The sequence below is a fragment of the Lactobacillus intestinalis genome (assembly GCF_024397795.1).
GTDB classification, from domain to species: domain Bacteria; phylum Bacillota; class Bacilli; order Lactobacillales; family Lactobacillaceae; genus Lactobacillus; species Lactobacillus intestinalis.
Genome location: NZ_CP072985.1, coordinates 246,208 through 266,212, shown reverse-complemented (window position 1 = coordinate 266,212; position 20,005 = coordinate 246,208). Strand labels below are relative to the sequence as shown.

Annotated in this window: 16 protein-coding genes; 6 read left to right on the top strand and 10 right to left on the bottom strand. The window is 35.1% G+C overall.

The features are described from left to right. Nucleotides 1-16 precede the first annotated feature (16 nt). The 6 genes from KBW87_RS09350 to KBW87_RS09325 form a co-directional block, all read right to left on the bottom strand. Nucleotides 17-1,666, bottom strand: a complete 1,650-nt coding sequence (locus tag KBW87_RS09350) for a peptide ABC transporter substrate-binding protein (RefSeq protein ID WP_057811302.1) — start codon at nucleotides 1,664-1,666, stop codon at nucleotides 17-19. Between the two features lie 262 nt (nucleotides 1,667-1,928). Then, nucleotides 1,929-2,594, bottom strand: a complete 666-nt coding sequence (locus KBW87_RS09345) for an NAD(P)-dependent oxidoreductase (protein ID WP_057811304.1) — start codon at nucleotides 2,592-2,594, stop codon at nucleotides 1,929-1,931. Nucleotides 2,595-2,925: 331 nt separating this feature from the next. Then, nucleotides 2,926-3,432, bottom strand: coding sequence for a DUF7679 family protein (locus KBW87_RS09340; RefSeq protein WP_338108170.1), 507 nt, complete (start codon nucleotides 3,430-3,432; stop codon nucleotides 2,926-2,928). A 165-nt stretch (nucleotides 3,433-3,597) separates the two neighbouring features. Next, nucleotides 3,598-3,885, bottom strand: a complete 288-nt coding sequence (locus KBW87_RS09335; protein WP_057811306.1) for a hypothetical protein — start codon at nucleotides 3,883-3,885, stop codon at nucleotides 3,598-3,600. An 89-nt stretch (nucleotides 3,886-3,974) separates the two neighbouring features. Then, nucleotides 3,975-5,138: a GNAT family N-acetyltransferase gene (locus KBW87_RS09330; RefSeq protein WP_057811308.1), complete on the bottom strand. Its 1,164-nt coding sequence runs from the start codon at nucleotides 5,136-5,138 to the stop codon at nucleotides 3,975-3,977. 99 nt (nucleotides 5,139-5,237) lie between these two features. Further along, nucleotides 5,238-5,501, bottom strand: a complete 264-nt coding sequence (locus tag KBW87_RS09325) for a hypothetical protein (protein WP_057811310.1) — start codon at nucleotides 5,499-5,501, stop codon at nucleotides 5,238-5,240. A gap of 130 nt (nucleotides 5,502-5,631) precedes the next feature. On the opposite strand from KBW87_RS09325, the gene KBW87_RS09320 reads away from it, so the two are divergent. After that, nucleotides 5,632-6,756, top strand: a complete 1,125-nt coding sequence (locus KBW87_RS09320; RefSeq protein WP_057811312.1) for a glycosyltransferase — start codon at nucleotides 5,632-5,634, stop codon at nucleotides 6,754-6,756. A gap of 117 nt (nucleotides 6,757-6,873) precedes the next feature. On the opposite strand, the gene KBW87_RS09315 is transcribed toward KBW87_RS09320, so the two are convergent. After that, entirely contained in the window at nucleotides 6,874-7,515 is a 642-nt protein-coding gene (locus KBW87_RS09315; protein WP_057811314.1) for a hypothetical protein, read from the bottom strand. 499 nt (nucleotides 7,516-8,014) lie between these two features. Then, nucleotides 8,015-8,254, bottom strand: coding sequence for a maltose acetyltransferase domain-containing protein (locus KBW87_RS09690; protein WP_057811316.1), 240 nt, complete (start codon nucleotides 8,252-8,254; stop codon nucleotides 8,015-8,017). Nucleotides 8,255-8,341: 87 nt separating this feature from the next. Here KBW87_RS09690 and KBW87_RS09305 point away from each other — a divergent pair, with 87 nt between their 5' ends. The 5 genes from KBW87_RS09305 (at nucleotide 8,342) to KBW87_RS09285 (ending at nucleotide 12,801) form a co-directional block, all read left to right on the top strand. Beyond that, nucleotides 8,342-8,887: a cysteine hydrolase family protein gene (locus KBW87_RS09305; RefSeq protein ID WP_057811318.1), complete on the top strand. Its 546-nt coding sequence runs from the start codon at nucleotides 8,342-8,344 to the stop codon at nucleotides 8,885-8,887. Nucleotides 8,888-9,105: 218 nt separating this feature from the next. Beyond that, nucleotides 9,106-11,340, top strand: coding sequence for a ribonucleoside-triphosphate reductase, adenosylcobalamin-dependent (nrdJ, locus tag KBW87_RS09300; protein WP_057811540.1), 2,235 nt, complete (start codon nucleotides 9,106-9,108; stop codon nucleotides 11,338-11,340). A 20-nt stretch (nucleotides 11,341-11,360) separates the two neighbouring features. Further along, the gene (locus tag KBW87_RS09295; protein ID WP_057811320.1) at nucleotides 11,361-11,747 is read left to right on the top strand and encodes a DUF4430 domain-containing protein; all 387 of its coding nucleotides are present in this window, start codon (nucleotides 11,361-11,363) and stop codon (nucleotides 11,745-11,747) included. Next, a complete protein-coding gene (locus tag KBW87_RS09290) occupies nucleotides 11,747-12,271 on the top strand; it encodes an ECF transporter S component (protein ID WP_057811322.1) in 525 nt (174 codons plus the stop codon). The genes KBW87_RS09295 and KBW87_RS09290 overlap by 1 nt, the downstream gene beginning before the upstream one ends. Continuing rightward, nucleotides 12,268-12,801 (top strand): cob(I)yrinic acid a,c-diamide adenosyltransferase, encoded by a 534-nt coding sequence (locus KBW87_RS09285; RefSeq protein WP_057811323.1) that lies wholly within the window; start codon nucleotides 12,268-12,270, stop codon nucleotides 12,799-12,801. Before KBW87_RS09290 ends, KBW87_RS09285 begins: the two co-directional genes overlap by 4 nt. A 345-nt stretch (nucleotides 12,802-13,146) precedes the next feature. On the opposite strand, the gene KBW87_RS09280 is transcribed toward KBW87_RS09285, so the two are convergent. Both KBW87_RS09280 and KBW87_RS09275 read right to left on the bottom strand, forming a co-directional pair. After that, complete coding sequence (locus KBW87_RS09280; RefSeq protein ID WP_201779845.1) at nucleotides 13,147-13,656, bottom strand: YdcF family protein; 510 nt, start codon at nucleotides 13,654-13,656, stop codon at nucleotides 13,147-13,149. Between the two features lie 429 nt (nucleotides 13,657-14,085). Continuing rightward, complete coding sequence (locus tag KBW87_RS09275) at nucleotides 14,086-19,683, bottom strand: mucin-binding protein (protein ID WP_057811325.1); 5,598 nt, start codon at nucleotides 19,681-19,683, stop codon at nucleotides 14,086-14,088. Nucleotides 19,684-20,005 lie beyond the last annotated feature (322 nt).

Genomic DNA, 20,005 nt, shown 5'->3' with positions numbered 1-20,005 from the left:
TACTTTTTACGTAGAATTATTTATTATCTACAGATGTATACTTGTAGTTCCATTGAGTACCTGCGGTATTATGAATCACACCATGTACTCGCTTGTTTTGGAGATATGCGGTAGTTTGTTGATAAATTGGAGTAATAGCTTGTTCGCGGTTAACGATCTTTGCTGCAGTAACGAGATCACTCCAACGCTTATTAGCATCATTTGCATCCTGATTGCCCGCTGTTTTAACTAGGTTGTTATATTTAGAATTTGACCACTTACCATAGTTATATGAAGTGCCAGTCATAGGAATTTGCATGAAAGTCATTGGATCGTTAAAGTCTCCACCCCAGTGGGATAAGTAAATATCAAAATCCCCATTTTGTGCACGACTAGTGGTAGATTTATCTGGCACATTAGTTACATTGACTTTCAAGCCTTTAAGTTCTTTAGTCCATTGTGATTGCAAATATTGAGTCAACTGATCACTATCAGATTCGTCGTTTGATGAAAGAAGATCAAATGTTAGCTTCTTAGCCCCGATTTCTTGCATTCCTTTCTTCCAATACTTCTTAGCTAAAGTTGGGTTGTAATCAACGGTATTCTTTACCTTTTGTTGTTTCGCAAAATCAACGCCAGTTTTTGGATCAGAGGCTAAATCATTTGCTACAAAACCAGTTGGCAAAGTTGAACCGTTTCCTAATACTTTCTTAGTAACAATATCTCTATCAATTGATAAAGACAATGCTAATCTAATATTACGGTTATTAAGGGCTTTATTATTAGTTGGATTCTTAGACTTGAAGTTGTACATTAAGAATCTAACTAATGAATATGGGTATGAAGTGAAATCCTTATTACTCTTCAAATTTTTAACTTGTTCACTTGAAAGTGGAGTTAAATCGAGCTTACCTTGTTGGTACATTTGATAGCCAGTGTTGTTTGATTTTACAACTTCATAATTAATCTTATTAAGCTTTACAACTTTCTTGTCCCAGTAATTGTTGTTCTTTACAAAGGACCAGGTATCGTTAGTGCCATTCCAACCCTTAATCTTGAATGGACCTGAGTAAACTTGATATTGCGCCTTAGTGGCATACTTTTTACCATATTTCTTAACTACCTTTTCATTTTGTGGTCCAAATAAGGGATAAGCCATCAAAACTTTAAAGTAAGCAATTGGACGGTTAAGTTTAACTACAACGGTATCTTTATTTGGGGCAGAAATTCCTAAGCTAGAAGCTTTCTTCTTATTTGCAATAATTTCATCTGCATTTTTAACGCCACTGAATAGGTAGGCATATGGGGATGCAGTCTTAGGATTTAAACTTCTTCTCCATGAATAAACAAAGTCTTGCGCAGTAATTGGATCGCCGTTGGACCATTTAGCGTTTCTTAATTTAAAAGTCCACGTACGTCCATCTTTTGAAACTGTCCCAGATTTAGCAAGTCCAGCAGTCGGCTTACCATTTTCCCCTAATCGATAAAAACTTTCAAATACATTTCCAGTTTGACCATATCCAGTTGATTTACTGATATCAATTGTGTCTAGCGGCGCAGTAGTACTTAAATTTAAAGTTTTAGCACTACTTGAATTAGCGTGGTCACTAGACTTTCCGCAGGCAGCAAGCACCAAAGCAGCAGAAATAGTAACAGCACTTGCTAGCACGGATTTAAACTTCAACATAAACTTTCTCCTTTTCTTCTTTAAAGCAAAAAATGAGCTGTACTCCACATGGAATAGAGCTCATTTAAACTAGTCTGATTAAGTTTCAGAATAATTATTTACGAGACGCATTGCACATTGAGCACGACAAATAAACTGCAGCTAGTGCAACAACATTCTCTATTTTGCATTTTATTAGTACGTGCCAACATGTTCTTCATCTCCTTTGCTTATTTTTGATAAGCATACTATAACTGCTAATTTTATATATGTCAACAAAAAATTATTCGTTAGCAATTGTAATTCTTTCACGATGGTGTACAGGATCAAGAATTTCCTTAATTAAAAATTTTGCCATTGTACCAGAATTTAACTTAGATTCACCCTTGTCGTTATATAAAAGCTCATCTTTGCCTGTAATGTAATCAGTTGCGGGACCATCAACAAAATCCATTGATGGAGAAATTCCTAGCCAATCAGCATCTTCATTCTTATCTTCTTCATCTACTTGGTGGATGTATTCTAATTCGTGAAGTTGTTGAATTGGGGTATTTGCCCAACGTTCTGAACCTGGCATCTTCTTGATATCATCAACTACAAGGTGTTTATCTTCTCCTGTGTGCAAACTACCAGCTCCAAGAATAAAGATTACTCTAATATCGTTTCTTTGAGCTAAAGTCATTAACTTCTTAGCAAGCTTAGTATGTTCTTCCGCATTTTCAGGAGTTGTATTAAAAGCATCGATGATCACATCGAAGTGTTCCAACATGCTGTCAGGCATATCAAAAATATCTCCAACAATTAAATTGGCATCTTTACCTAAAACTTCACGAGCCTTTTTTTCATGACGAACAATACCTACTACATCAATATTTGGATTTTTTTCTGCCAATTTATAAATAGCACTGCCTGCCATACCTGAGGCGCCAATAATACCTACTTTTTTCATATTAAATTTCCTTTCTTTTTTTGCCAACACAATAATTGACTCTATATATAGAATAGCACTAAAAAGAAAATAAATTTAATAATAAGGCTTAAATTATATAATCGCTTTCATATTTTAGTGGTATAATAATAAACGAAGTTATCAATCGATAGCTTCGTTTCTCATTAGCATTTCTCTCCCAAAGAAATGCCCAGTTATTCTTATTACTTTATTATTCATATAATCATTAATACATTTGGAGTAACAATACTTTTTAGTTACTCACATAGTTTCAACTTTCTTTAAAAAAGCACACTTACAAAATTTGTAGGTGTGCTTTTAATTATAAAAATTATTTTTTATTGTCTATTGATTTAGTAACAATATTCTTATATTCAATAAATTTATGAAGCTTCCACATTTTCCTATGGAGATTCTTTTTCATTAATTTAATTTTATTTTGAAGCAGAAGATTGTGCCAATAACGTAGAGCGACCCAAATTGCAAATTTGTTGTACCATGAATAATCATGTTTTAAGTAATTATAAGCACTATCAAAATCCATCAAATGATTAGGAGTGACAAATTGATTACGCGTCCAATGCCAATCATGCGATCGATAAGATAAAATTTTGATCTTCTCTACTCTTCCCACCGTTAAACGCGTTTGATGATCATGACTATATTCAGTAGTAGAAACATTAATATAGCATCCTATTAAAGTATTTTTCCAATACCTATTGATCTTCTTTTCTAAAAATAAAGCTTGTCGAAGCAGTTTGCTTACGCAATACCATTCTTTTCTCCCATCGGGAAATTCTATTAAACACCAAATGTATTCTTTTTTCTTTTTCATCATAATAACCAGCCATCCACTTATCTATCACTGTGTTAATTATAACAAATTCTTCTCATTAAAGCATAGAGCTTGTAGTATCTATAATATTAGTGATATATGATTTATTAATAATATCCACAAAAAAAGAGCACGTGAGCGTGCTCTTTTCGACTATTAATAATAAAACTAAACAGCTTGTTTTGGCTTTGGTAAACTATCACTGTTTACCTTCGGATTTTTTTCAGCTGTTTTATCATCATCCTTAAGTTCAGAAGTCATAAGTTCTGCTTGAGAATCATTAACAACATTCTTAGGGAAATCAGTCTTTGTGTCATCAGAAGTTTGTGTGTCAGAATCAGAATCTGTTGTGTCGCTAGCTAACTTATCAAGTACAACTTTAGTAACTGCAGCAGCTGCACCAAGAGCACCGACAACAATCGCACTGATTCCAAAAATCTTTAAAGCTTTACTCATAATATTAACACCTCTTTCGTAACCTTTGCTTACTTATTATTATAGTAAAAAAGGTTTCAAAATTCACTTAATATGCCTTGCAGTTTTTATTAAAAGTAGTCATAAAATGATATTTTTCCCTTTTTAAATTCTATACGTTGATTTCTATTACAATGTACATCTCCAGCTTCAATAGCACGCGATAAAGTTAATTCTCCTAATAGAATTTTACTCCAATTATTAATACTTGCGCTGTAATCAGGATCTCCCTCAACCTTGTTACATAATAGGGTCCCTTCATAATCTTCTATTTCCCATACTCCATTATTCCAGGGACAAAGTTGATCATCAGTAACTTCAATATTAAAAGTTCCTAATCGATTCAATTGCATACAAGACATGATTTTCTTAAAATCAATGATTCGGCTCATCATATAAGAGACAAGGGTAATATTTAAAAATTGTTGTTCAGGAAATACATCTTCCAATAATCCATTTGTTGGCATGATAACCTTAAACTTTAATCTAGAAGAGATATGACTTGCCATAAAGGCTAAAAGGTCCTTAGCACTGTTTCTGTCTAGATAATACATTTCCTCAACATGAAAAGTACTGTTATAAATTCTATAAACCATATATCCTCTTGGACGCTCATTTTCATCCAAACTTATCACTATATTGCGATAAGGATAATATTCATTGATGCGATTCCACCACCATTGCGGCCGCACCACAGTATTGCGTTCGGCCTTAGTATGAAGTTGAGCTTCATAAAGTTGAACTACATAATTTTGAATTTCCAAATCATTCCATTTTCCTCTTAAAAGTTTGCGCTTTTTTGGCATCTTAAAACCCTTAAGTGCATTTTTATCAAAAGAATAAACTTTTTGATAGATAGTATTTTCATATCCATACTGTCGATAAAAATTTTCAGAAAACGGTGCTAAATTTGATAAAGGGATGTTTTGTTCATGTAAATCATGAAAAACTTCTTTAAATAATTTAGAAATTCCACCTTGCCCGCGATATTCTGGATATGAAGCCACATATCCTATTCCAGCCATTTGTATACTTTTCGAAAATATATGGCTCTGAAAGGGCGTCACCATCAAATAACTCTCTAATTTATCACCATTCATAATTCCATAATCTGCACTATGTAAATAGCGACTCATAAAGGTATTATTTTGGGTTAAATCATCGTTTTTTAAAAAGGCATATTCTATTAAATCAGTTACTTGTTTTAAAGTATCTGCATTTTTTCTTAATTTCATAGTTATAATTCCTATATATTAATTTATGTATACGTTTACAAAAATTGTAACAAAAAAAGTCAAATTAAATCAATAATTTGACTTTGAAATAATATATATTTATGCAAATTTAACTAATTTACTATGTTTATTTTTCAAACGAGCCCAACTATTAAAGAATAGTAACCCAAAACCAATCATGATCATGAGACCTGCAAAAATTAATGCATTAGTATAAAACGCACTATTGAGAGCACTATGCACTTCTGAAAAGTCTCTGGTTTCACTCATTTGAATAACTAATCCTGAGAATAACATGGCTAACCCGTTTAAAGTTAGCAAGCCACTGATAATTGTCAGGATTTTTATTTTTATTAACTTCATCCGAATACCATGTCCTTTCTTAAATACAATGACTAAGTATTATACACTTTTAAAATAAAAAATCAAGTATAAAATCAATGAGTTTGCATATAATTTGATATAATAATATTAGTCAAAGAAGGTGTTATTTATGCGAATTTTAATTGCTATTGATGATTACTTTAATCAAAGTAATGGAATGTGTATATCAACTCAACGCTTTGTTAAAGAATTCAAAAAAATGGGACATGATGTACGGATAATTTCTCGAAATATCAATGGAACTCCCGATTATGCAATGCCGAGATTAAGTGTGCCCTTTTTCAATAAACTTATTCAAAAAGAGGGTTTTCATTTAGCATGGCCTATTAAAAATGAAATCAAAAAGGCTGTCTCTTGGAGCGATGTGGTCTTAATCGAAACACCTTTCCCATTATGTTGGAGCGTAAGCAGAATTGCTCATCATCAACATAAACCGATCATTGGTACATTTCATATTTATCCAAAAAATATGACTGCTTCTATCCCTTTATTTAATAATCGCTTTTGGAATTGGATCTTTATGCTTGCTTTTCGGCAAATCGCTTTTAAAAAATGCGATGCTCTTCAATGTCCCACTCCCAAAGTTAAAAACTGGCTACAAAAACACCATTTTAAGCAAATGCTTTATGTCAACAGCAATGGAATCGCTAAAAAATTTATCGACAATCCTCATAAAACTGAAGTGGGCCATCCCTTTACAATTTTATGCATCGGCAGATTTTCTCATGAGAAGCGACAAGAAACTTTATTCAAAGCCCTAAAATTATCTAAATATCAAGATCAGTTTCAAGTTGTTTTAGCAGGTCAAGGCCCACTTAAAGCCAAATATCAAAAACTAAATCAAGAACTAACTAATCCGGTTAAAATGCAATTCTATTCCCAACAAGATCTTTTAAAATTAATGCAAAAGTCAGATTTAGTTATTCATTGTGTAGATGTAGAAATTGAAGGAATGTCATGCATGGAGGCATTCAGTGCCGGTTTGGTACCGATTATTGCCGATGGCCCACTTTCATCAACTGCTAGTTATGCCTTGACTAAATACAATAAATTTCCTATTCTAGATAGTCAAGATTTAGCACAAAAAATTGATTATTGGTTTACCCATCCTCAATCACTAAAAGAAAACAGTCGTCAGTATCGGAAATTTGCTAAAAAACTTACCGTTAAAAAATCAGCTGAATATGCGGTTAAGATGATGGAAAAATTGAGTAAAGCAAAAAGAACTCACTGATTCCTCAGTAAGTTCTTTCCATAGCATTTAGCATAACCATTAAACTTATAGGTGCGTAGGTTTAATGCCTACTCTTTCAATATACAACCTTAGCTCTTATTTGGGTAATTATTTGAATTATCTTCTTAAACTCAGCCGATCGCCATCTACCAGAATCCTTTTAGCGTTTACAGCAAACCGATAAGGAATCAGCTCTAGGCCATCTTCTTTTTCAAGTTCACAACCCATTAACTCTAAAAATCTTTCTAGTTCCGCTGCTTTAACATCCGGATATAATTTCAAAAACTGTTCTTCCGTAATTCCAAGATTCCTAAAACCAACAGAAGTAAAATTCTCGGGAAAAAGATCTTTGAAATCTGCCAATTCGTATTTTGGAGTTCCATCTAGTTCAAAATATTTAATTTCAATATTTTCAAGTTCGATAAAAGCTCCCAGCTGCTTACTCATTTGAGGAAACTTATTGGCAATCTCTTCCAATTCCACTCCTTCAGTTTTAGCTGTATCAGCTTCTTTTGGATGCAGATCAAGCCAAACCTTTCTTACTTCATATTTGTCTGGGCGACTATTGAGAATATTTTTAATTTTCTCAACGCTTTCTTGGCGTTGTTTTTCAATTTTTAACCATTTTACTCTGCCAAGCTCTTGCTTTAATTCAACAGGAACCGCGTCTTTTAGCACATTCCAAATGTAGTAAAGCTTGTCGCTACTATAATTATCTAGTTCATCGTCACGCCATTGAATTTGAAAATATGAACTCATTTTTATCCTCGTTTCTACTAAAAAAATAGAAGTTAAGCCTATCGCCTAACTTCTATTTCTTTACTATATGCATCTTCTACCATACATAAGCCTGCGATTGATCAGTAAATAGGTCATCACTCCTACTTACTTCTAATAATCAATCTTGTCCTCTTTTACCATCTTCACCTTGGCCCAGTATTTAACGCCCTGTGCCATGGCATCTTTATTATAACAAAAGTTGAGAAATAGTTAATATATTTTTAGGATAAAATTCAAATTAATACGGATAATTGTCTAAACGATCCTCTTCCGTGATTTTGCGAATAACTTTAGTGGGTACCCCAACTGCATTCTAAAGCAGCTTGTGAACCATCAGCTTGCTGATGAGGATTTCATTGACTTGGTAAAAGCGGATGAATGGGTGTTGCTAAAGTCACATTAGGCCCACACATTACATATTATCACTGATCGTCACCGAAGCTCTATCTAAAACAGTAAAATTAAAGTTCGCGAAAAATTATTTCCCTATATGCATAAAGTTACCATAGTCTACATTAACGGAGCCTTGAATATAAATGCCATCCTTATGATCCGGAAAAAGCTTATCTAAAATTGCATCCCTCTCTACTTTATCTGTTTCAGTATGTAAACTATAATCACGACACAAGCGATGTGCTAATTGAGACATCTGGCTCAAAACTGGACTTACTGGATTGTGAGGCTGACCAGCAAGCATTTTCTCTAAATCTGAATCCATAAAATTCTCCTTAAAATTGTTCCTAGATCTTTAAGATAGCATAGTTTTTTGATAAATTAACTAGTAAAAGTTTAAAGGAGAAAAATTATGACAAAAGCATTGTTGATCATTGACTATACCAACGATTTTGTAGCATCAGATGGCTCTCTTACTTGTGGCAAAGTTGCGCAAGACTTAGAAGACTATTTGGTAAATCTTGCTGACAAATTTTACAAAAATGGAGACTATGTTATCTTTCCGACGGATGGTCATACAAGAGATAAATTTAGTCCTGAATATAAACTCTTCCCTCCTCACAATATTGTAGGAACCCCAGGTCAAGAACTTTATGGTAAGTTAAAAACTTGGTATTTAGAACATCAAGATGGTGACAAGATTTATAAGTTTAATAAAAATCGTTACTCCTCTTTCCAAAACACCAATCTAGATAATTACTTACGTGAGCGTCGAATTGATGATCTTTATATTACAGGTGTCTGCACCGATATCTGCGTTTTGCACACAGCTATCGCTGCTTACAATCTCAATTATCACATTACTATCCCTACTAAAGGGGTCGCAACTTTCACCGAACATGGACAAGAATGGGCATTAGATCACTTCAAGAATTCACTTGGAGCAACATTAATTTAGAAATGAAAAAGCATTATTTGAAAGTAATGCTTTTTTCTTTACCTAAAAAATATTTTATTTTTTTCTCTCTTACTCACTCATTAATTAGACCCACTTATTTTAGTTTTTACTAGTTTCATACAGTTTTAATAACACAACATCTTGTGGTATTCTCGTTATTGTCACATAGATGATGTATTTATGAGCGGATTTTTAATTAAAGAAAGGAAACTTACATGATGCTTGATAAGAGAGTAATTACACTTGATTCTGACTTTATTAATCAAGTAAAAAAAGAAATTAGGCCTCACTGGGGCGAACTTGGCTGGGTAACTTATAAGAGAACCTACGCTCGGTGGCTAGATGATAAAAATCGCTCAGAAAATTGGGATGAAACGGTAAAACGGGTGATTGAAGGTAATATTAATCTTGATCCTCGGCTAAAGCATCCTACTCCACAAATTGTTAAAGAACTTACTAACGAGGCTCAACAGCTTTTTAAGTTAGTTTATGGTTTATCCGCAACTCCTTCCGGAAGAAATCTTTGGATTTCGGGGACTGACTATCAAAAGCGCAACGGTGATTCTTTAAATAATTGCTGGTTTATCGCTATTCGTCCGCAAAAATATGGCGATAGTCATATTTCTCCAGATTACCTTAAAAAAGATCAGCTTGCAGTATCAATGCCATTTTCCTTTACTTTCGATCAATTAATGAAAGGTGGCGGCGTAGGCTTTTCTGTTGTTGACAGTAACATTAATCAAATCCCAACAGTAGATCAAGAAGTTGATTTAAGTGTGGTAATTGATAAAAATAGTAAATCTTACTCTCCTTCTCTAGAAAAAGGGGCTATTGATCTTGATGAATGGAAAAAAGGCCATGAAAAAGATCAAGATTATGTTTACTATAAATTGCCTGATACCCGTGAAGGTTGGGTTTTAGCTAATGCACGTTTGATTGATATGCACTTTAATGCGACCAACCCCGAAAATAAGAAAAAACTAGTTTTAGACATTAGCAATATTCGTCCTTATGGCGCTAAAATTCACGGTTTTGGCGGAACTGCTTCGGGCCCGATGCCACTTGTTGAAATGTTTTTTGACATTAATCAAGTACTTAATAATCGAGCAGGGAAGAATTTAACCGCAGTTGATGCTACTGATATCTGTAATTTGATCGGTAAGACTGTTGTGGCTGGGAACGTTCGCAGATCTGCAGAACTTGCCCTGGGCTCTAGCGATAATCAAGACTTTATCAAAATGAAGCAAGATAAAGAAAAACTTTACCATCACCGCTGGGCTTCTAACAATAGTGTAGCTATCAATTCTAAATTTAAAGATTATGATCCAATTGCCGACGGCATTTTACATAATGGTGAACCAGGAGTGGTTAATCTTGAATTATCACGAAATTATGGAAGAATTGTAGATGGCTATCAACCAGGCATTGATAATGAAGTAGAAGGAACCAATCCTTGTGGGGAAATTTCTCTATCCAACGGTGAGCCATGTAATTTATTTGAAGTTTTCCCATTTATTGCCGAAAAACAAGGTTGGGACTTAAAAGAAGCCTTTGCACTAGCTGCTCGCTACACAAAACGGGTTACTTTTAGTCATTATGATTGGGAAGTTTCTCGGAATGCCATCAACAAAAATCGGCGCATTGGGGTGTCAATGTCTGGAATTCAAGACTGGCTTTTAAATGATTTAGGTCATCGAGTAGTAATCGGGTTTAAGGATGTAGAAGATCCAGCTACAGGAGAAAAGATTAAGAAGGCAATTTATGATCCCAAGGGGATAAAAGTAGTTGATCAACTTTATCAGGCAGTCGTGGAAGCTGATAGAAAATACAGCCAGGAACTTCACTGTAATCCTTCAATTAAACACACTACTGTCAAGCCATCCGGAACGGTCGCAAAATTAGCAGGTGTTTCTGAAGGGATGCACTTCCACTACTCCGGTTATTTAATCCAACGAATTCGGTTCCAAGAATCGGATCCCCTCTTACCTGCTCTTCGCGCATGCGGCTACCATACTGAGCCCGACATTTACACGGATCATACGATTGTAGTTGACTTCCCTATTAAAGCAGCTAACGCTGATAGTAAAAATTTTGCTTCTGCTGGGACTGTTTCCATTGCTGAACAATTTGCTACACAAGCATTTTTACAAACTTATTGGTCTGACAATGCGGTTTCATGCACGGTTACTTTCCAAGACGATGAAAGCAAGCAAATCGCCCCTCTACTTCATCAATATCGTCACATAATTAAGTCTACGTCGCTTTTGCCATATTATGGGGGCAGTTTAAAGCAAGCTCCCAAGCAACCTATTAGCAAAGATATTTATCTGGAACGTAAAAAACAAATCACTGGAGATGTAGAGGCATTCTTTGAAGCAGAAAATGATGATATCAAAGGCTTAGAACTTGTCGACCAAAGCGATTGCGCAAGTGGCGCATGTCCAATCAAGTAATTTAAAAAAGGAGAAAAAGAATGACTATAAATAAAAAGGTTTCTACTGTAATTACTGCTACTATTTTAACTTTTACTTTAGCTGGATGTTCCAATAACAAATCTGCTCAAACTAAAAAGAATAATCAAATTTCAGTAACATACACTCTAAAAGACAATAAAAAGACCCTTGATTCTAAAACAGTTAAAGTTAATAAAAAAGCTAAAGTTCTCACGGGTCTTCAAAAAGCTTGGAAAGTTAAACAAACTAAAGGTTTTATTACATCAATTGACGGACATAGTCAAAATCCTAAAAAGAAAATCTATTGGACTTACACAATTAATGGAAAATGGGCTCAAAAAGGCGCTAACCAACAAGTAGTTAATAACAAAGACAAAGTTAAATTCACCCTAGCAAAGGTTAAATAATGACGGCTCAACGCATACAGCTTAGACAGCTAACTTTATTGGCAATTTTAACAGCTCTCAGTGTAGTCTTAAGAATTGCTAAGTTGGTGCCTATTCCTAATGTTCAACCTGTTAGTGACATTTTAATGATTGTCACTTTAGAGCTCGGCGTAGGGTTTGGAATAGCGCTAGCTGCTTTGACAATGTTTTTATCAAATATCGTTTTAGGATTTGGTATTTGGACCATTCCCCAAATCCTAGCCTATATCGGCTGCGTATTAACGATTGCATTTTTAGCGAAAATTTTCCCATTAAAAAAACACTTAACCTTACAAATTATCGTGGCAGTACTAATTGGATTTGAGTATGGATTTTTAGTAAGTTTAGGGATGTCAATTTATGGCGGAGTCGCTGCTTTTGTAGCTTATTGGCTCTCTGGGATTCTATTTGACTTTTACCATGCTGCAGGCAACTTTGCATTTTACTTAGTCTTATATAAACCCTTAACGATGGCACTGGAAAAGTATGAAAAGAGGCTCTTATGATAAAAATTTACACTAAAGTTGGAGATCAGGGGGCTACTCGTCAAGCTAGTGGTAAGATGGTTGCAAAAGATGACGCTCAAATTGTTGCTCTTGGCAATATTGATGAACTTCAATCTTACTTGGGAGTAGTAATCGCAAATCTTTCTTCAAATTGTGACCCTTTAAAATCCCCCCTTCAACAACTCCAACGCAGGCTCTATATTTTGGAAGCTGATATTGCAATTGAAGATCATTGTGAAATCAGTGATCGGGATGTTAAAGATCTGGAAGCAAAAATTGACGAAATGACTTCAAAAATCCCTCCAATGAAGGAGTTTATTCTTCCCGGTGGTGATGTGACTGGGGCTAACTTACAATATTCTCGGACGCTTGCACGGCGCGCAGAACGCTCCTTGGTTTCATTAAATCGCATTCAAAGACTTAATCCATATAATTTAAAATATCTCAATCGCTTATCTGATTATCTTTTTACTTTGGCTCGTTATGCTAATCTCCTTGATAGATATGAAGATGTCAAAAGTAAAGAATAAAAAATCAGATTTTTAAATTTGAATTTAAACGCAAAATTTTATATCCTATAAACGAAAAGGGGCTAGTGAGTACCGTTCACTAGCTCCAACCGTAACTCAAGATGACAAATGTGTTAGCTAATCCTTGTGATTAGCTTTTTTTGTTATCGCATAAGCAGTCGCCAAACGAATTAGAAAATGTCCTAATGCGTTCAGAATAATGCTTACCGCAATAGCAACCGCTATAATCACGAAGTGCTACCACCTCGGTCTATCCTATTTATCATGAAAAAGTCACGCTGATAATACAAAAAATATTATTCGCGTGACTTTTTATTATTTAAAGGCAAACTTTGGATTTGCACTTCATACTAATTCTGGATATTTCTCTTGTAAATAATCAAAGACAGACATCACCTCTGTTGGGATCTCTACATGTGCAATGAAGTTCTTGCCTAAAGGGCCGTAGCCATTCTCATCATCGCGCAAGCGTGGAATTTCTCCTAAAAGCAAACTAATATAATGCCTCATGCTCCACATATAGGGGGGTTCTGCTTCAAATTCCAGCTTATCTCGAGTTGCAGTTACTGGCGCCTTGTAAGTTGCATAATCAATGATCATCTTCTCAGGTGCGAACTTTTTCAATGTCGCACTTATTCTGCGCATCATGCTAGCATCTTGCATTAGCAAAATGCTCTGCCAATCAATGCCTTTCTTTTCAAGTAGCTCCAGCAAATATGTGCTATTGTTGCCACAATTGGTCGATTTTGTCTCGAGTAGCTCAGCTTCAAGATGATATTTACTTTGAAGGTAGTTTTGGAAAAGCTCAGCTTCACTTAATCCTTCTAAATCTAAATTCGGAAGTGCCTGAGACATCTTTTCAATTAAGGCTGCTGAGTATTCCTATAACCACCAACAATTACTGTATGCTTTGCTAAATGATTCTCTAGAGCCTGCGCAAATACATCCCCCAGGAATAATCGATCCGCCAAATAAAACCATGACGTCGACTTGCTTAATTCCATACTGCTTTTACAGTGAATCTTGAGTTAGAGATTTTAAATCACGCACTCCTAAAAAATCTACAAGTGGATTGATCGCTGTAACTTTATCTATAGTATTTTGTCCTTACTGCAAGTTTAATGTGAGCCTTTTACTTAAATTATTATATACTACTCCGTTCTTAAGTTAAATTGGATTAGAGAAAGAATCATCCCTCCAAAAAACAAAAACTTGACCTCGACTATTTATCGAGATCAAGTCTGAAAGCTATCCATTTGTGATAGTAATTAGCATGAAATTAATTTATCTTCTTCTCTTGCGACCTACTCCAAGCAAGCTTGATAAGATTACCGAACTTGTGGCTAAAACGGCTAAGCCTACATCACCTGCTAAAGTATCGTTCTTAGCCCCAGTCCGAGGCAATTCACGCTGATTCTTCAACTTCTTATTAGCGATCTTATTTGCTGTAGCGAGCTTTGGTGTAGCAAGTATCTTCTTAGATTTGACAGTTACCCTTTCACCTTTTTCTTTAATACTCTTTGAGCTACTATTCTGATTCGTATCCTGCTTCATCTTTTGAATGAGGTGACTGAATTCTACTTTATTGGCATTCACGCGCTTTAATTTTGTAGCAATTAGCTTTTTATTTTCCTTGATAGTAGGAGTCTTGTGAGAAACAGGAGTGTACTTTTTACCCTTTAGCGCCTTCTTAGGAGTTGGCTTCTTTGATGGCGTAGAATTCGTAGAAGTCTGCAGCGTAGTTGGCACATTATTTTGAGGAGTTGGGTTAGGATTATTAGTATTTTGCTTGTGAGATGGTGTCTGCAACGTTTGTGGTTGTTGCGGAGTCTGCTTTGGCGTTACTGGTGAAGTTAGTTGATGATCATCTGGGTGTGGAATTGGTGTTGCATTCTTGGTATAAACAACAAGGTAATTCCGATCGATATTGCCTTTACCATCCTTATCAACAGAAACTGTCTCTCCACCAACTTTAGCTTTATCCGGAGTATATCCTTTAACAGTTGGACTTGCCACAATCTTATAAGTTTGCGGACTAGTCCAGCCACTATCTTTAATAACTTTACCCGTGACCTTGTCATAGGTAATGCTATCTTCAAACTTCACCGTTGAAACATTGTTCTTTGGAGTTAAGTTGCCAGCACCTTGATAACGAACCGCTTGCGTACCGGTTATTGAAGAAGTCTTAGTAGTAGTCCCGTGCACGAAGTCAATCTCATAGACCTTATTACCGTCAGGATAACGAACATCTTGAGTTGGATAGCCGTCTTTTTCAAGAATATAGCCTTTATCCGTATAATTCTTAATGGTTGAAATTGGACTGTAATCTACTTCAGTGCCAGTTTTACCAGTTAAAATCTTAGTTTCAAGCACCTTACCCTCAGTTTGATCAATGTAGTTGACAACGACAGTCCCGTTTTCAACTGGTGTTGGGATGACTGCTTTCTTAGCTAAAGTAATGATAACCTGGCTATCTTGACTAGTTGGAGTGACTTGCTGAGAAGCAACCACACCATTTTCCATATTAACCTTAGCTGAAGTATTAACTTCACGCACGTTAATGATCTGATAGTTAGACATATCAATAGCCTGTGTATCGTCAAGCTTATGCGTTGAAACGCTCCAACTTGTCTTCTTACTGCCAGTTACTTCATCCGTGGCTGTCTTTCCAGTAAAGGTAAACTCTTGATGAACTGGGCTTAAACCTGGCATTTCATGCCCCTGTTCATCAACATATTTGACATCGCGAGTCACCGTCTGCTTCATTGAAACTGGAGTTGCGCGATGAATTAAGTTAATGATCCACTTTTGAGTTGGATCTTGTTTATCTGAAAGATTATCATATTTGCCAAAAGCGATTTCGTCGTATTTTTTAGCATTAAGCGGTTCGCCATTATAACTTGCACTATCCCAGGCATAGTTTTCATTAAGCAAGTCTTGCACTAATTCAGAAGCATTCTTAAAGCTAATTGGATCTCCTTCATAACCAGCTTGACTAAAGCTGCCTAATTCCTTTTCTTGGCCAGGAGTGACATCACGAATGATTAATTGCGCATTTTGAACGGATTTAGTTGGAACCACAGGAATCTTGGCATAGGTTACGACAACAGCGATATTTTCAGAGTTTTGATTGATGGACGTGATTTCTTTAACATTGCCTTTACCATCATTGTAATTGCCACTAACATCAATGACGCGATAGCCGCTAATCAATGGTGAAACAACAGTGTCAAAGTCATGACCATTGGTTGCTATCCAAGTAATATTGTCAGCCTGATTTGCTAATTCTTTCCCGCTGGCGTCAGTCCACTTCTTAGTTACAGAATCGTAATATGCTTTGCCAGGAAAGTGAAGAGTTACAAGGTGAACCTTTGATGCTAAAGCTTGATCACCATCAACAAGGTAGGTAACTGTTTCTGTAACTGATTTTTCCAAATCCTTTGCAGTTAACCCATTGCCAGGATTTTCTGGCGTAACTGGAATTACTTTGTGATCAACATAAATAATGAAGTTTTGATTGCTCTTAGAAATTTGATCTGGAATAACAATGGTTGGATTAAGAACTGTATAGCCTGTCTTAGTTAACTCGTCAATTATGCTTGGTGTGTTATAAGTAAACTTAGTCCCAACATTTTCTACCCCGCTATATTTGCCATATTTGGGCAAATCTTGGTTAGTGTGAACATCATGAACACTAACTCTAATCGAGCCTTGTTCAATCACAGGGATGAGATCGTAATAAACAACATCGGTTAAGTCCTTTTGGACCATCTTTTGACCAGGAATGTAAGATGTAATGTGAACGCCATCCTTGGTGATTGGCTCAACTGTATATCCTTTAACACTTGGCACGGCAAAGTTATCATAATATGTTTTATTTGGAGTCCATGGAGTATCATATTGACCATTTTTAATGATGTCACCATTGATTGCATCTACTGTGAGATGTCTGGTCCAAGTAGAAGTTTGAGAACTTTCTGGAGCAACATTTTTACCGCTGCGTGTTTGATAATAAACCGTCGAAGTATATTGTTTAGTCAACTCACTTGGATCAACACCATGTGGATTTTCAGAAGTTGCAGCCACTTGCCCGTGCTTCATCACAATCAGATATTGCTGTGAATCGCCATTTTCATCATTAAGATCATCGAAGTCAATCCCAGGTTTAAAAGTGGTAGAAACATAAATATAGCCCTTATTTTCCAAACTTTTTACTGAAGCAGCAGTGTTACCAAAGCTAATTGGCGTGCCCACATTGCCTTCACTATCAAAATTAGTTTGAATTCCAGAAAGTTCAATTTGCTTCATATCGTTATCTTCATCAACGATGAGCAAGTTAGCCTTCCCTATCTTACGCTTATAAGTTACAAGCACAGTAGTGTTCTTGCTATTTGGAAAAACCGTCAACTGCGGGACGATACTTATATTAACTGAAGTAAAGGTGTTACCATCGGGGGCTTTTACTTTATCGGGAGTTTGCGAATCTACTTGAGAAAGACTTTGATGCAGAGGAACCCAGGCGCGATCTCCATCTTGGAGAGTGACTGTCGGAGTAGTTAAATCTTGATTCGTATCATAAGCGACAGTTTGTTTAATCACTTCATCAACGACGGCATTGCGAGTAAAGTTAGTCGTTTGCGTGTCAGTACTGTGCCCTTGAGGTGAACCATTAACTGCAACTATTTTGCCATTAGGTAAAATACCCTGATAATTAATCGTCCGTTTAACACTAACATTTTCTGGGGTGATTCCTAATTTATGATTTACATATACTACGAATTGATTCTTGGTACTGTCGTCATTATAGTATTTGTTTCCATTATCAAAATTATCAGAAACCAAACTATAACCTAAGTCTTCAAGTTTCTTAATTTGATCTTTAACTGGAATCTTGAAACTAATTTGATTATCAACTGCTCCTTGAGCGGTTTCATCATATTTAGTCAAATTTTGCGGATGAGCTTTATTAAGATCAACAAACTTCACTGAAGCATCTTGTAAAGTGACAGTGGCATTTACTGTGACAATCATCGGATTGGGACCACCATCACTAGAACCTTCAATATAAATCGGTTGAACTGGGCCTTGATAAGTTTTATCAGTGGAAGTGAAAGTTACATGGATGATGTTTTTATATCCCCCATCATAAGTTGAATCCCCTAGTTGTAATTGCCAATTTCCAATAACTCGGCTTCCATTTTGGCTGTATGCTTGAATAGTAATTGGGTTATATTTACCAGTATTTGGATTAAAAGTCCCCATCATATTAGTAAAATCTGCATCCCCAGAGTTAGGAATTGACGTAATACCAGTTGGATAAAGAACTTCTGATCCATTCGAAATACTCATATCAATGTCATCTACTATGTGATTTTGATCGGAATCAGCAAGTGTATCTTTAACGTTGTATGCAACAAATTTACCATTTTCATTAAAGAGTTCGTAATTATTTTCGCTATTTATATCTACACCCTTACTTTTTCCAGCAGAGACCTGAATCGTTTGCGGATCAATTGCATTGCGTACTAAGAATAAATTGATATCTTTTGATTTATCGGTAATAGTATTTAAATCAATACTTGAAATACGTCTTCCTGTTTGATCGATTATGATATTGTATCGAGCATGTTGATCATCAAGGGGCAACTTTTTATTAAGATTTGCTACAAAAGTAGTATCAAAATTAATGGTGATGTTCTGATTTAAAGGGATGCTTTCAATAGGCGTCATTACTGATGGTGTAGTAGTAGACATATCAGTAATTGGATAAATATTTAGATTTCCAGCTTCTGTTGGATTATTCTTTTTATACTTCACCACCGTATTCTTTAAAATATTGTTTACAGTTATTGAAGCAATTGGGGTACCAGCATCATTAACTGCCGAATACCCTGATATTTTTGGCAAAGTAACTGTCAAGGGAGTATTAAGATTACCTATATCATCTGCAGATAAAATCGTCTTAAAATCACCTGTATCATTATTTACATTAGAAGTATTGTAAACTCTGGTAAACGGATATAAAAGTTGGTTATTGTTTTCATCTACTGAAATTATTTTACCTACACTTTGATACATAGGTGCAATAGTATTAGTGCCATTATAGGTGCATTTAGAAGTTAAATCGTAATTATCGTTCAAAGTAGTAATATTATTCTTTGTCGTTAAATCCGATGGCTTTAAATTAGATAAATCAATATCCAAATCTTTAAAAGTAGGAATTTGATAAGGATTGTTTTGATTAGAGTTATACATCAAATTTATCGATTTTGAAAAATCAAGTGCTAATTTCCCATCTTTATCAGAATAATTTACATGATTTCCTTGATTATCTGTCACACTATTTACTTCAAAACCATTATTAGAAAAATTGCCACTAATATTAAATGTCGTACCCTGTTTAAGATTAATATTGGAATTCATTTCGCTCAATGTTCCACTAAGATCAACGTTTTTAATAGTAGTGTCTTGCGTCTTTTGCTCACTAATGGCAGCTTTTGAAATTCGCGTCATTTGAGATGATTTTTTAGGAACAGTTAAAGTCTGCTTTTGCGTTGATTGTGAAGTAGACATACTAGCTTGAGCGGCCTTAACTGAAACCTTTTTATTATTTTCAGTCTTAGTCGACGGTCCCGGCGTATTTTTAGCGGTAGTCTCAGTAGCTGCAGCTGAAGGAGCTTTACTTGGCTTTTGCTCCTTCATTACTTGAGTCGTCTTAGTTGCTGCAACTACTTCAGGATGTTGAGTTGTAGCAGATACAGGATGAGTACTCCCAATACTCATAAAGGTAAGTCCAATTAGTACAGAAGCAGCCCCCATACTTAACTTACGAATGGAATATCTTTCTTTTCTAGATTCCATGTTTTTTATTCTAATTTTCATTGTTAAAATTCAGTCTCCCTAATTTCTTATATTCATCCAAAATCAGTATTAATTATATCAATAAAAACACATCTATTTATAAAAAAGTTAGTTTTATAAACAAAAAAAGCCGATTTGCTCATACAAGGAACAATAGGCATCTTTATATATATTAATTGCTAATTTCTAACCTTTATAATTCAAATTGTAACATTTATATTTTATCATGCTATTAATAGCACTTGTGAAAATTAGCACTAAAAACAAAAAATGAGTTGATGCTTCAACTCATTAATTTTAGATATTTTCTCTATTTATTATCTTTATCAACTTTGTCAGTCAA

Excerpts from the sequence above, each read along its gene's own strand:
- KBW87_RS09350 (WP_057811302.1), bottom strand. The coding sequence starts at position 1,666 with ATGTTGAAGTTTAAATCCGTGCTAGCAAGTGCTGTTACTATTTCTGCT.
- KBW87_RS09345 (WP_057811304.1), bottom strand. The coding sequence starts at position 2,594 with ATGAAAAAAGTAGGTATTATTGGCGCCTCAGGTATGGCAGGCAGTGCT.
- KBW87_RS09340 (WP_338108170.1), bottom strand. The coding sequence starts at position 3,432 with ATGATGAAAAAGAAAAAAGAATACATTTGGTGTTTAATAGAATTTCCC.
- KBW87_RS09335 (WP_057811306.1), bottom strand. The coding sequence starts at position 3,885 with ATGAGTAAAGCTTTAAAGATTTTTGGAATCAGTGCGATTGTTGTCGGT.
- KBW87_RS09330 (WP_057811308.1), bottom strand. The coding sequence starts at position 5,138 with ATGAAATTAAGAAAAAATGCAGATACTTTAAAACAAGTAACTGATTTA.
- KBW87_RS09325 (WP_057811310.1), bottom strand. The coding sequence starts at position 5,501 with ATGAAGTTAATAAAAATAAAAATCCTGACAATTATCAGTGGCTTGCTA.
- KBW87_RS09320 (WP_057811312.1), top strand. The coding sequence starts at position 5,632 with ATGCGAATTTTAATTGCTATTGATGATTACTTTAATCAAAGTAATGGA.
- KBW87_RS09315 (WP_057811314.1), bottom strand. The coding sequence starts at position 7,515 with ATGAGTTCATATTTTCAAATTCAATGGCGTGACGATGAACTAGATAAT.
- KBW87_RS09690 (WP_057811316.1), bottom strand. The coding sequence starts at position 8,254 with ATGGATTCAGATTTAGAGAAAATGCTTGCTGGTCAGCCTCACAATCCA.
- KBW87_RS09305 (WP_057811318.1), top strand. The coding sequence starts at position 8,342 with ATGACAAAAGCATTGTTGATCATTGACTATACCAACGATTTTGTAGCA.
- nrdJ (WP_057811540.1), top strand. The coding sequence starts at position 9,106 with ATGCTTGATAAGAGAGTAATTACACTTGATTCTGACTTTATTAATCAA.
- KBW87_RS09295 (WP_057811320.1), top strand. The coding sequence starts at position 11,361 with ATGACTATAAATAAAAAGGTTTCTACTGTAATTACTGCTACTATTTTA.
- KBW87_RS09290 (WP_057811322.1), top strand. The coding sequence starts at position 11,747 with ATGACGGCTCAACGCATACAGCTTAGACAGCTAACTTTATTGGCAATT.
- KBW87_RS09285 (WP_057811323.1), top strand. The coding sequence starts at position 12,268 with ATGATAAAAATTTACACTAAAGTTGGAGATCAGGGGGCTACTCGTCAA.
- KBW87_RS09280 (WP_201779845.1), bottom strand. The coding sequence starts at position 13,656 with ATGTCTCAGGCACTTCCGAATTTAGATTTAGAAGGATTAAGTGAAGCT.
- KBW87_RS09275 (WP_057811325.1), bottom strand. The coding sequence starts at position 19,683 with ATGAAAATTAGAATAAAAAACATGGAATCTAGAAAAGAAAGATATTCC.